Raw genomic sequence first — 12276 nt, forward strand, 5'->3', positions numbered from 1 at the left:
CATTCTTTAAATCAAGTTTAGAAATTCAGGTTAACACCGATTGAAAACGTACGGGCTGAAGGATAACGATACATATTATCCACGCCGGGAGTCAGTCCGGTTACATTCACTTCCGGATCGATACCGGAATACTTGGTAATAGTAGCCAGATTAGAAATGCTTCCGTAAATGCGTACTCCTTTAATCCACTTGTTTTCTTTAATCACCGGAGTATATCCGATGGTAAGATTATCGATCTTCCAGTAATCTCCATCCTGCACATAATAACTTACATACTGCAATTCCTGATCGGCAGCCAGCGGACGTTTGCCATACACATTGTCGAATGCTTTTTCCATCACATTGCCCAGTCCCAACGACACAGGAGCCGCATAATTCATTTCCGGCATGTTCAGTATCTGGAAACCAAAGGCACCGCGCATGGTAATCGACAAATCAAACTGCTTATATCTTAAAGAGTTATTCCAATTCAGATACCACTTAGGAAGCCCATTGCCAAGCACTTGCTTATCATCCGCCTGTTGTTCTGCAATCGGTTTCGGTTTCCCGTCGGCTCCTTCGATAATCCAGTGGCCGTTTTCATCGATATCTATGCTTTTATATCCCCAGAAGTTACCGATAGCCATCCCTTCCTGCACTCTGTGAGTCTTTTGCTGGATGGGAGCGTATGTATCTCCCAAATCGGTATACCCACTGGAAGAATACTTACCATTGGACAAAGATACCAGTTCATTACTGTTTGTTGAGAAGTTGATGCCTGTATTCCATGTAAAAGATTTTGTCTTCACGGGAATGAAGTTCAAAGAGACTTCCAGTCCCCTGTTCCGAATAGAACCGGCATTAGCAGTAATCGTATTCTTCACATAAGGAGGAACCGACACGGTATAATCCCAGATTAAATCGTCCGTATCGCGGTTATACCAGTCGATACTCCCTGAGATCCGGTCATTGAAGAATGCAAAATCAAGGCCGATATTCGTCTCTTTCTTCTTCTCCCAGCGTAAATCGGAGTTCGGATTAGAAGATGCCCGGAGTAAGGTAGTCCATTGTCCGCCATAATAACCGTATCCACCGAGATCTAACGTATTCAAAGACAGATAAGGACTTCCCGGAATCGTTCCGGTTATACCATAGCCCGCCCGCAACTTCAGGAAACTCAAGAAACGGACGTTCTTCAAAAATGACTCCTCTTTCAGGTTCCATCCGATTGACACGGCAGGGAATGTTCCCCACTTGTGATCGGCTCCAAATTTGGAAGAACCTTCATGACGGATGCTTGCCGATAAATAATATCTGCCCTGATAATTGTAATTGATTCTTCCGAAATATCCCACAAGCTTATATTCCTCCTGATAAGATTTCTCTGTAGCCTTTCCTTCCTTCAAAGCTGTACCGGCTGCCATATTATTATAGGAATAGTCGTCTGTCGGAAAATTATAATTATCCATGAAAGCTTCCTGGTTATTATTCTTGTTCCAGCTATAGCCAGCTAATGCATTCAAACTGTGTCCGCCTTTGAAAACTTTATTATATTGAATAGTAAGTTCCGTCATATCCGCCTGATTCTTATGCGTTTCACGAGAGGCATAACCGTTTTTATTCTGGATAGTGGTAGAACGGTGGTTCTTTGTCTCATAATAACCGGAGAATTTATTATAAACTTCTCTGGAAAGCAACCATTTGATATCCAGTCCCTCAAGTGGAGTAACCGTAATAGTTGTATGCATCCGGAGATTTGTCGCATCATTCTTCCCTTGTGTCTCATTCAGCAATGCAAGGGGATTATAATATAAATCACGTGCTACTTCTGTCCATTTACCGTTTTCATCTTTTATCGGTTGTGTCGGATTGTAAATCAAAGCGCTCTGATATACATTAGTGTTATAGGGAATGCTATAACTTTGCTGATATCCGCTTAGTCCGGCATCTATCTTCAACTTGTCATCAAACATTCTGTGCGTCACATTCAAACGTGGAAACATTGTTTCTACTTTAGAACGCTTGACAAGTCCTTCGTTGGACGTATAGTCAAAGCTGGCTATATAATTGGTATTCTTCGAACCACCCCGCAGATTAATACTATATGTCTGGTTAAAAGGTGTCTGCATTATTTCATCCAGCCAGTTCGTCTTACTGCCGTAATCGGTAGCTCCGGTATATCCCTCTTTCACCTTTTCCAGATATTGCTCTGTCGACATCATCGGCAATCTCTTTGCAATCTTCTGAAAAGAGATATAAGAATTCACCTCTATAGTAGGCTTCATCTCTCCCTTACTGGTTTTAGTTGTGATCAAAATAACACCGTTCGTACCTCGTGTTCCATAAATTGCAGCAGCCGAACCATCTTTCAGAACGTCTATCTGCTCAATATCATTAGGAGATACTGAATTCAGTTCTCCCGGAACTCCATCAATCAAAATCAACGGACTCGTCCCCGATTTCAGGGTAGTGGAGCCGCGCAAAACGATTTCGGAAGTGGAAAGCGGATTTGCATCGGGATTAATGACAGACAAACCGGCTACTTTTCCTTTGATCAGTCCGGCAGCATCGGGAGTAGTTACCTGAACGAAGTTTTCCGCTTTTACACTCATGACCGAGCTGGTTAGTTCTTCTTTACGTTGCGTACCGTAACCAATAACCACGACTTCATCCAATGTTTTCGTATCTTCTTTGAGTATAACTTTCAATGAGGTTTTTCCATTCAATGGAATTTCTTGTGTGATATAACCGATAAAGGAGATGACAAGCGTGCCTTTCGACATTCCTTTAAGGGTAAAGTTTCCATCCAGATCCGTTATGGTACCATTAGAGGTACCTTTTAGCATGACACTGGCCCCAATCACCGGCTCTCCACTTTCTGTAATGACCTGCCCCTTCAGTGTAGCAGCTTGCATGGTTATTTGTACCTCATTTACATTTGCAAAAATAGATGATGGGGAAGCTGTACAAAGAGCTGAAATCATCATCATAGAAAAGAATCTTTTCTTTGACAAGTTCTTTAATTGATAGTTTTTCATGAATTCAAGTTTAAAATCAACAATATCTTTACTACTGAAAAGATGACGGCCACTCATCTCTTTGCTGCAAAGAAAAGCAAATAAAAAATAAACGAATTCATAGAGATGGTCCAAAAGATGGGGGATAATTAACTATTTGTATTTTGACCCATTCACCCCTATTATTTGAATAATTACTCCCCGAGTATTCTCTATTTCCGGAAGAAACACCTGTTCACCACCATTAATGCGTCGCAAGGATTGAGTGATAACCATACTCAAATCCGTAAGGTCACATTGGGTTATTGAGAGTGAATTACATTGGGTACTGGATGTGGAATTCAGAGAGGATGATGACAGAAAAACCGGGAATAGCGGGAAAGAGAAAAGCATGTGGATGGGATGAGAAAACAAGAGACAAGGTCATTGGAATAAAAACAAGCGAAAAAAGAGAGAATGATAATGTATAAATTATTGAGCGTTTGCCCTGTTTACATTCTGCAATAAAGAGCAGAAGGAATCAGTCTGAATAACCCTGCCACATATCTCCATCTTCTGGAGATGAAGGCTATCTTTTTCTTTTTTGATATCGCTCTTTTTATTTGTTTCACTGCTTTGTCGACAGGAGTAACCCAAAACAATCCTTCTCCTTTCGCCATTGCTGTATCTACAAACCCCGGGCGGATGTCTGTTGTGTAAATGGGGAAGGGCAGCTTTGCCGCTTTTTGCCGAAGTCCCTCCATGTAGTTGATTTGATATGCTTTAGAGGCATTATAAGCCGGGGCAACACCGCTGCCGCGTGTTCCGCCTACGGAGGAGATCGTAATCAGATGTCCGCCCTTTTGTTGTTCAAAATACCGGAATCCCCAATCGGCTATATTGGTAAATCCTACCACATTGGTCCGTAAAGTCGGTTCTTCGAGCTGATAGGAGAGTTGCGGATTCAGCTCCCCCGTTCCGGCACTGATAATCAGCATATCCATGCCTCCCATTTCTTGTACAAGCGTTTCCAGCGATGAAATGGTAGTTTCTGTGTGAGTGATGTCACATACCTGATAGAATAGTTTATCTTTATCTTGTGCGCAAATCTCTTTTAACAGATTCTCACGGCGGCCAGTGATGCCGATAAGGCAGTCTTCGCAGGCATATTGTTCTGCCAATCCGCGACCAATGCCGGAGGTTGCACCTACAATTATTATTTTCTTCATAAATCCAACAGACTATGTTTGCCTGCAAAGGTAGGAGAGGAGCATGAATAAAATCTTGATTGAAATCAAGAATTTACTTCTGAACTACTTTTCTCCGGATACGGCTCAACGTTTCCGGACGAATCAGGAGGTAGGAGGCAAGCTCCTTTAAAGTAATCAGTTTCAGTAAGTCGGGACAACGGTTGATAATATCAAGATAGCGTTCTTCCGGTGTCAGACTGTACATGGAAATCATCCGGTCATAGATTTCCCATAAAAGAGTTTCCGCTATTCGGCGTCCCAGTTTTTGGTGGTCGTTATTGATATCGTAGAAGTCAGCCAGTTGGGTATGGCTGATCACATATACCGAACAGTCACATAGTGCTTGAATATCTACATTAGATTTGTCCTGCAACTGAAAAGCCGGATAGTTTCCGACAAATGAATGGTCGAATGTATATCCGACAATGCTGCTTTCGCCTGAACTGTTGGTGCAGCAATAGCGGAAAGAACCGGAAACGACAAACCCCATTATCTTACAGATTTCTCCTTGCCGGACAAAGTATTCTCCTTTTTTATAAGAAATCTCTTTCCCCTGCTGTAATACGAAATCTACAATAGGGGAATAATTGATATGGGAAGTATATTTGTTGAAATCTTCCACAGCTTAGCGGCAGTTAGCCTTCGTTTATGACTTGAAATCCGGCCTGTTTCAGATCTTCCCAATAACCGGGATACGATTTGGAAACGACTTGCGGGTCGGCAATCAACAGGTTGGGGCAGGATATGACTGCCGGTGCGAATGCCATCGCCATCCGGTGGTCTTCGTAAGTTGCAATCACAGGAGTCTCTTCCGGTTCGCAACGTTCGCCGTTCCACATCAATACGCTGTCATTTTCTTCTTCGATGAGGTAGCCCAGCTTTTTAAGTTCGGTTCTCAAAGCGGCGATGCGGTCCGTTTCCTTTATTTTCAGACTTTGCAAACCCGTGAAGCGGAAAGGGATATTCAATAAGGCACAAGTGACAACGAACGTCTGTGCCAGGTCCGGGATATCAACGAAATCTTCTTCCAGTCGTTCCGGTGCCTTGCCTGTCTTTTTTATCTTCACTCCCTGAGGGGTAAATTCCGTAGTTACTCCCAGACGGGAGAAAACCTCTGCTCCCCGACTGTCTCCCTGGTAGCTGTTGTGGAATAGTCCCGGCAGTTCTATCTCTGCTTCGCGAGATAAAGCAGCGATCTGATACCAGTAGGAAGCAGCGCTCCAGTCACTTTCTACGGTGAAGGGAACACTCTGATACGGCTGCGGAGCTACGGAAATGCTGCTGGGCGAAGTCCATGCAGCCTTGGCTCCGAAGTCCTGCATTAATTGCAGTGTCAGATTGATATAAGGACGGGAAATGATTTCTCCGGTCAAGTGTAATGTCAGTCCGTCTTTCAGTACCGGGCCTATCATCAACAAGGCAGATATGTATTGGGAACTGACATTTCCCTTTAGCGAGATTGCATTTCCTTTCAGTTCTGCACCTTTGATGCGGAGAGGAGGATATCCTTCGTTGTGTACGTATTCTATCTCAGCTCCCAATTCGCGAAGGGCATTCACCAGAATCTGTATCGGGCGTTGCTGCATACGTGCGGTGCCTGTAATGGTCCGCTCTCCCGGAGTTGCACTCAGATAAGCAGTCAGAAAGCGCATGGCGGTGCCGGCTGCCATGATGTCAATCGTTTCTTTTCCTTCGGTCAGGGCTTTTATCATGACTTGGGTATCATCGCAATCGGACAGATTTTCCGGCGGATAAATACCTTTGCCCAGCGCATTGATGATGAGTGCACGGTTGCTGATACTTTTAGAAGCCGGCAACTGGATCGTCGCCTTTACCATCGAAGGGGAAATAAGTTTATAGAGCATCATTCTAAGTATATTCTTTGTTATGAAGTACAAAAGTAGAGATTTATTCGGAGACTTCCAACTGCTTCCTGCTCTTATCAAGTGAGTTGAAGTAATATCGGTATCGGTGTTTCTGCTGATATCTCATCAGCCAGGGGATGACAAGAAGAATACCTACAAAGAGTATTAAGATAAATGAAACTTCTTTCAGTTCATCGGAATGGTTGAAATACATACTGATAAATCTGAGTGCTGTCCCATAAAAGAAGATTAGATATATGATGAAATCAATATTGATTCTTTGTTCCAGTCTTTTCTTGAGCACTGCGCCGGATTCCTTTATTGAACATAGGTCTGCCGACCGTATAAGTAGTTGATAGTGTCCGATAGAAGAAAGAAGTAAAAATAATAAAAAGGCACTTCCGGTCCATAAAGAGAGCGAGGGCTGTCCCATGATGGTCATATCCCAAACGCTGGCAGCTATCGAGACAATCAAGAAAATAGCAAATAAAACAATTAATGTCTTTTGACGGCGCAACATTCGGGAAATCACATTGCAATGTTTTTTGTGTATGACTTCTTTGATATCGACTCGGCTTATTTCTATATCTGTATGAACTTCGTCCCAAAACTCTTTCAATTTATTCTCTTCCATTATTTATCTGTTTAATAAGTTGTTTCTTTATTCTATTGATTTTCACTCCGACATTACTTTCCGAAATGCCAATGACCGCAGAAATCTCTTTGTATTCATATCCTTCGAGATAAAGAAGTATGATTGCTTTTTCAATATCAGATAGCTGATTGATAGCCTGATATAGTATCTCCTTCCTTTCTGCCGAATTGCTATCCTCAGAATGATTGTCCTGTAAGGAATATTCTTTGGCGGATAACTCTCTGTGGACGGGTTGTATCGATTCTTTTCGGACAAGATCAATTGCAGAATTTAGGGCGACTCTGTATAGCCAGGTGGAAAAAGTGCTTTCCTTCTTAAATTGTGGATATGCCTTCCATATCCGGATAAGTATCTCCTGATAGTAATCTTCTCGATAAGGATGTTGGTAAAAATAGACATTACATATTTTTTGTAATATCCCTTGATACCGGTTGATTAGTCCAATAAATTCTTCTTCCACTGCTTTGAATATTAATGTATTTTGGAGAGTTAGTCGTATGATTGTTGCTGTATCTTACAAAAGAAAGAATAAAAATGATAACCGATGTCAGTTTTCCGGATAACTTTCATCTATTTGTACACATTACAAAAAAACAGGAACTCCTGAAAGTGGTTATATCATGTATTTGGTTGCTTTTGCTCCTCCATTCTTTCGTCCGATATGTAATTTATGATGATTTGTAGCAAAGAAACTTTATATTTGTAGCAAATAAAATAATCAACTATGAATATACCGAATATCCGTTTGCTGAACCAGCAGTTAGTAAATCCGCTTTTCTGCGAACCAAAAGAGTTGGTGTCATGGATGGGAGCTATGCAGGCACAAAATTACCCCATGGTGAAGTGGGCAGTGGGAATGCGTTTGAAATCAGCTACGATTCAAGCGGTAGAGAAGGCTTTGCGCGAAGGGGAAATTCTGAGAACTCATGTGATGCGTCCCACGTGGCATCTGGTGGCGGCAGAGGATATCCGCTGGATGCTGAAACTTTCGGCACAACGTATTATTTCGGCCAATGATTCTTTTGCGAAAGGATACGATCTGGATATCCCTGATGAACTGTATGCAAAAGGTCATCAACTGTTGGAGAAGATTCTGTGTGGAAAGAAAAGTCTGACAAAGCAGGAAATCGCCGAACACTTTAACCGTTCGGGAATTTTGGCGGATAACCACCGTATGACCCGCTTTATGGCACGTGCGGAGCAAGAAGGCATTATTTGTAGTGGAGAAGATAAAGGAAGTAAATGTACGTATGCGCTTCTGGAAGAACGGGTGCCGCCGATGCCCGAGTTAACGAAAGACGAGTCTTTGGCACGTTTGGCACGGAGCTACTTCCGCAGTCACTCGCCTGCTGTTTTGCAGGACTTTGTCTGGTGGTCGGGGCTGCCGGTTTCGGATGCAAAGCAGGCTATTTATCTGATAGCATCGGAACTGACAACTGAGCAATGGAAGGAGCAGACATGGTATATTCATGACGCTTGCCGGACTCGCGGCAAACTGACGGATGATATACATCTTTTGCCTTCTTATGATGAATATTTGTTGGGATATAAGGACCGGACGGATGTTTTACCTCTTGAACATTACCCCAAAGCGTTTACCAACAATGGACTATTCTTTCCGATTATCCTTCATAAAGGGCAGGTTGTCGGGAACTGGAATAAATCGGCAAAGAAGAAAGGACTCAATTTGGAATATTCGTGTTTCAGGCAGGAAGCCGATATGGATGAAGCAATGTTGCATCAGGCAAAGCAGAAGTTTGCTCAATTTCTTGGGAAATAGCTTTATTCTTCATAAGAAAAGATACTGTCCGGGAAAATAAAAGAAGGTAATCTCTATTCTTTCATTTTCTCGGACAGTATCTTTGGGAATGTGACAGAAAGGGTATTCCGCTATGTTATCCTTTTATTGGTTCTTCTTACCTATTTACTTGCTTGTTTTTTAGCCCATTCCAGTCTTCGTTGATCTGCCAGCGGAGTTACCTTGAACTCTTCGAATATAGCCGTGAATCCTTTTCCATCCGGACAAGCTCCCATCAGCCCTACCATGACCGGACAGTTATCCTGTAACCAGCAAGTACGCATCATCGTGTACTCCTTATCGTCACGGGAGAAGAAGATTTCCACTGCATCCAGCCGGCGGACTGCCTTGATCCATAAGGAACGCGGGGCATCCGGTAGTTGCACTACGCTCCAGTCGCTTGTGTGGTGTGTAACTACAGCGCTGACATTCTGCTTGCCGTCTACGTATTCAACTCCTGCCTTTATCCAGTTCTCGTGGTCGATGCGCAGCATCAATCCCATTTGGTCGAATGTGGTCACATAGTTGCCCGTTATCTTCACCTTTACTTCAAACTCCCCACCGTAAGTGGCATAGTAGAAAGGCCCGTCATCTACCGTAAATCCATAGTGGGAAATCCGCCAGAAGTCCGTCTTGGCAGGTACGTCCATCACCAAAGTTTTGCCTTCCTTTATTTCCCATTGTTGAGGCTCATTCAGCCAGTTCATTTTATTCAGACTTTGTCCCATAGAAGAAGTTGTTGCTGCCAATAACGCGATTGACATGATTTTGATTTTCAAATGTTTCATGGTCGTTTCTTATTTATTTATCTTTGTGGTGCAAAGATAGGCCATACCTGTTCGTGCGACAATACTGAATAATAACCATTTTATACGATGGACGTACTGCAAAAAGAAATAGATGAAGTTTATGCCACGCAACCGACAGCACATGAAACGCTGGATTACGGGGTAGTGGAACAACACCAGCGGTTTATCCGTTCACTGACGGAGATTAATGGAGGATGTGCCGTCATTTCCGATCTTTCGAACCGGAAGAGCTACGTTACTGTTCATCCATGGGCTCATTTTCTGGGACTCACTCCCGAAGAGGCTGCTTTAAGCGTAATTGATTCGATGGACGAAGACTGTATCTACCGGCGTATTCATCCCGAAGATTTGGTGGAGAAGCGTTTGCTGGAATATAAGTTTTTTCAGAAGACTTTCTCCATGTCTCCCGATGAACGGCTCAAATACCGGGGAAGATGCAGATTGCGCATGATGAATGAGAAAGGTGTTTACCAGTATATTGATAATCTGGTGCAGATTATGGAGAATACTCCTTCCGGAAATGTATGGCTGATCTTCTGCCTTTATTCCTTATCTGCCGACCAGCGACCGGAACAGGGCATTTATGCTACTATCACACAGATGGAAAGTGGAGAAGTAGAAACATTATTCCTTTCGGAAGAGCACCGCAATATCCTTTCGGAACGCGAAAAGGAAATACTGCGCTGCATACGGAAAGGACTGTCGAGCAAAGAAATAGCTGCGACTTTTTATATCAGTGTAAATACTGTCAACCGCCACCGGCAGAATATTCTGGAGAAACTTTCTGTCGGCAACTCGATAGAAGCCTGTCGGGCGGCGGAATTGATGAAATTGCTGTGATACTCTCTTCTTTCAGGATTTGTCCGGCAGCGTATTCATCCAAGCAAAGGTAGTAAGTCATCGAATCTTTTCACCTGTTTCAGGCGCTCATGCGTGAACGTGTCTGTCACTTCGTGCTTCCACATCACTTCAAAAGGAATATGTACCCCGTATCCGCCCAGAGATAATACAGGCTGAATATCTGATTTAAAGGAGTTTCCCACCATCAGGAGTTCGGAAGGGGCTATTTGCAGGATATTCAGCAACCGGAGGTATTCTTTCTCCGTTTTATCGGACATCACTTCGATGTGGTCAAAGTAAGGGGAAAGTCCCGAACGTTCCAGTTTATTCTCCTGGTCCAGCAAATCTCCTTTGGTGGCGACCACTAGCTTGTATTTTCCCGTTTCTTTCAGTGCTTTCAGTGTTTCCTTTACCTCCGGCAGCAGTTCGATAGGCATTTTCAACAAAGATTTCCCTAAATCGACAATTTCTTGAATGATGTCGGTGGCAATCTCCCGGTTGCTGATTTGTAGTGCCGTCTCAACCATCGAAAGGGTAAAAGCCTTGGCGCCATATCCCAGAATTTGCAGGTTGTTCATTTCTGTTTGAAATAAAGCTGCTGAGATTTCTTTGGGAGTGCCATAAGATTTCAGTAGATGTGTATATTGTTTTTCTACTTCCTGAAAGAAAGGTTCATTGCTCCACAGCGTATCGTCCGCGTCAAAAGCTATGACTTTAATAAGTTCATTCATCGGTTTTGTCATTAATAGAGAACTAAAATGAAATGATCTGCATTCCGTTTATATTTTGCGGACAAAGTTAATATAAAAGGGGGAATAAAGGCACTCATTTTGTTTTTAGAACCGAATCTTCCTGTTTTTTCATATAAATCCCTATCTTTGTTACCCATTTTAATTTTGAATTTTAACAGGAGATACAATAATGAAAATAGGAGATAAAGTACGCTTCCTCAGTGAGGTAGGCGGTGGAGTCGTAACAGGATTCAAAGGAAAAGATTTTGTATTGGTAGAAGATGCGGATGGTTTTGACATTCCGATGCCGATACGTGAATGTGTCGTGATTGAAGCGGATGATTATAATATAAAGCGTAAACCCGGTGCGACAGCTCCGAAGCAGGAGGAGCCTGTGAAACCTGTAAAACCGGAAATGCCGGTTATACAACGCCAGCCGGAGGTGCGTGGCGGAGACACGCTGAATGTGTTTTTGGCTTATGTGCCCGAAGATGCCAAGGCGATGATGACTACTCCTTTTGAAGCCTATCTGGTGAATGACAGCAACTATTATCTGTACTACACATATTTGAGTGCGGAGGGAAAGGCCTGGAACAATCGCTCGCATGGACTGGTAGAACCGAATACCAAACTGCTATTGGAAGAGTTTACCAAAGATGTGTTGAATGAGATGGAACGGGTAGCTGTCCAGCTGATCGCTTTCAAAGACGGAAAGCCTGCTGCCATCAAACCTGCCGTTAGTGTGGAGCTGCGGATAGATACGGTGAAATTCTATAAACTGCATACATTCAGTGCTTCTGACTTCTTCGAAGAGCCTGCTTTGATTTATGATATTGTGAAAGATGATGTGCCTGCCAAGCAGGTATATGTATCGGCAGAAGAGATTCAGTCGGCTTTATTGCAGAAAAAGTTTGTCGATAAACCGAAGTCACAGCCTATTGTAAAGCCGAATCACGGTCAAGGCGGGAGAAATGGAATTATTGAAATCGATCTTCATATCGATTCTTTGTTGGATGATACGAAAGGCATGAGTAACAGTGAAATACTGAACTATCAGCTGGATAAATTCCGGGAAGTGATAGAAGCCAATAAAGATAAGCGTGAACAGAAAATTGTGTTTATCCACGGAAAAGGAGACGGAGTACTGAGGAAAGCTATTCTTGATGAGTTGAAACGGAAGCACAGCAATTACCGTTATCAGGATGCGTCTTTTCAGGAATATGGTTTCGGAGCTACTATGGTAACTATTAAATAATATCGGTATACTTGCCGGAATACAGTCTGACAGGTGGGATGAGATAAAAAAAGAAGGGTGGGGAGCTCAGTCGGCCTCCACCCTTTCTCTTATTATAT

The 12276-nt window shown here is 42.9% G+C and carries 11 protein-coding genes and 1 pseudogene; 4 read left to right on the forward strand and 8 right to left on the reverse strand.

Features of this window, described 5'->3' with window-relative positions:
- Positions 1 to 17 precede the first annotated feature (17 nt).
- Complete coding sequence (locus HMPREF2794_RS01670; protein WP_070750740.1) at positions 18 to 3017, reverse strand: SusC/RagA family TonB-linked outer membrane protein; 3000 nt, start codon at positions 3015 to 3017, stop codon at positions 18 to 20.
- A gap of 247 nt (positions 3018 to 3264) precedes the next feature.
- Between HMPREF2794_RS01670 and HMPREF2794_RS27450 the strand changes: the two are divergent.
- Positions 3265 to 3466: pseudogene (locus HMPREF2794_RS27450) on the forward strand (hypothetical protein); the annotation flags it as partial.
- Between the two features lie 21 nt (positions 3467 to 3487).
- Here HMPREF2794_RS27450 and HMPREF2794_RS01675 read toward each other — a convergent pair.
- From HMPREF2794_RS01675 to HMPREF2794_RS01695, 5 genes are all read right to left on the reverse strand, one after another.
- Positions 3488 to 4204, reverse strand: coding sequence for an SDR family NAD(P)-dependent oxidoreductase (locus HMPREF2794_RS01675; protein ID WP_070750717.1), 717 nt, complete (start codon positions 4202 to 4204; stop codon positions 3488 to 3490).
- 73 nt (positions 4205 to 4277) lie between these two features.
- Positions 4278 to 4847, reverse strand: coding sequence for a Crp/Fnr family transcriptional regulator (locus tag HMPREF2794_RS01680; RefSeq protein WP_010539414.1), 570 nt, complete (start codon positions 4845 to 4847; stop codon positions 4278 to 4280).
- A gap of 13 nt (positions 4848 to 4860) precedes the next feature.
- Positions 4861 to 6090, reverse strand: a complete 1230-nt coding sequence (gene aroA / locus HMPREF2794_RS01685; protein ID WP_055270605.1) for a 3-phosphoshikimate 1-carboxyvinyltransferase — start codon at positions 6088 to 6090, stop codon at positions 4861 to 4863.
- Between the two features lie 43 nt (positions 6091 to 6133).
- Complete coding sequence (locus HMPREF2794_RS01690) at positions 6134 to 6724, reverse strand: hypothetical protein (RefSeq protein WP_070750718.1); 591 nt, start codon at positions 6722 to 6724, stop codon at positions 6134 to 6136.
- Positions 6711 to 7205 (reverse strand): RNA polymerase sigma factor, encoded by a 495-nt coding sequence (locus HMPREF2794_RS01695; RefSeq protein ID WP_070750720.1) that lies wholly within the window; start codon positions 7203 to 7205, stop codon positions 6711 to 6713. Before HMPREF2794_RS01695 ends, HMPREF2794_RS01690 begins: the two co-directional genes overlap by 14 nt.
- A gap of 264 nt (positions 7206 to 7469) precedes the next feature.
- Here HMPREF2794_RS01695 and HMPREF2794_RS01700 point away from each other — a divergent pair, with 264 nt between their 5' ends.
- Positions 7470 to 8525: a winged helix DNA-binding domain-containing protein gene (locus HMPREF2794_RS01700; protein ID WP_070750722.1), complete on the forward strand. Its 1056-nt coding sequence runs from the start codon at positions 7470 to 7472 to the stop codon at positions 8523 to 8525.
- A gap of 140 nt (positions 8526 to 8665) precedes the next feature.
- On the opposite strand, the gene HMPREF2794_RS01705 is transcribed toward HMPREF2794_RS01700, so the two are convergent.
- Positions 8666 to 9331 carry a DUF1349 domain-containing protein gene (locus HMPREF2794_RS01705; RefSeq protein WP_010539411.1) on the reverse strand — a complete coding sequence of 222 codons (666 nt, stop codon included), beginning with the start codon at positions 9329 to 9331 and terminating at the stop codon, positions 8666 to 8668.
- Positions 9332 to 9418: 87 nt separating this feature from the next.
- Between HMPREF2794_RS01705 and HMPREF2794_RS01710 the strand changes: the two genes are divergently transcribed.
- Entirely contained in the window at positions 9419 to 10192 is a 774-nt protein-coding gene (locus HMPREF2794_RS01710; RefSeq protein ID WP_022301581.1) for a response regulator transcription factor, read from the forward strand.
- A 35-nt stretch (positions 10193 to 10227) separates the two neighbouring features.
- Here the strand turns inward: HMPREF2794_RS01710 and HMPREF2794_RS01715 are convergent, their stop codons facing one another.
- Positions 10228 to 10923: an HAD family hydrolase gene (locus HMPREF2794_RS01715; RefSeq protein WP_022301582.1), complete on the reverse strand. Its 696-nt coding sequence runs from the start codon at positions 10921 to 10923 to the stop codon at positions 10228 to 10230.
- A gap of 190 nt (positions 10924 to 11113) precedes the next feature.
- On the opposite strand from HMPREF2794_RS01715, the gene HMPREF2794_RS01720 reads away from it, so the two are divergent.
- Complete coding sequence (locus tag HMPREF2794_RS01720; RefSeq protein ID WP_010539408.1) at positions 11114 to 12178, forward strand: DUF2027 domain-containing protein; 1065 nt, start codon at positions 11114 to 11116, stop codon at positions 12176 to 12178.
- Positions 12179 to 12276: the final 98 nt, after the last annotated feature.

Source organism: Bacteroides sp. HMSC067B03 (assembly GCF_001811315.1).
Classification (GTDB): domain Bacteria; phylum Bacteroidota; class Bacteroidia; order Bacteroidales; family Bacteroidaceae; genus Bacteroides; species Bacteroides faecis.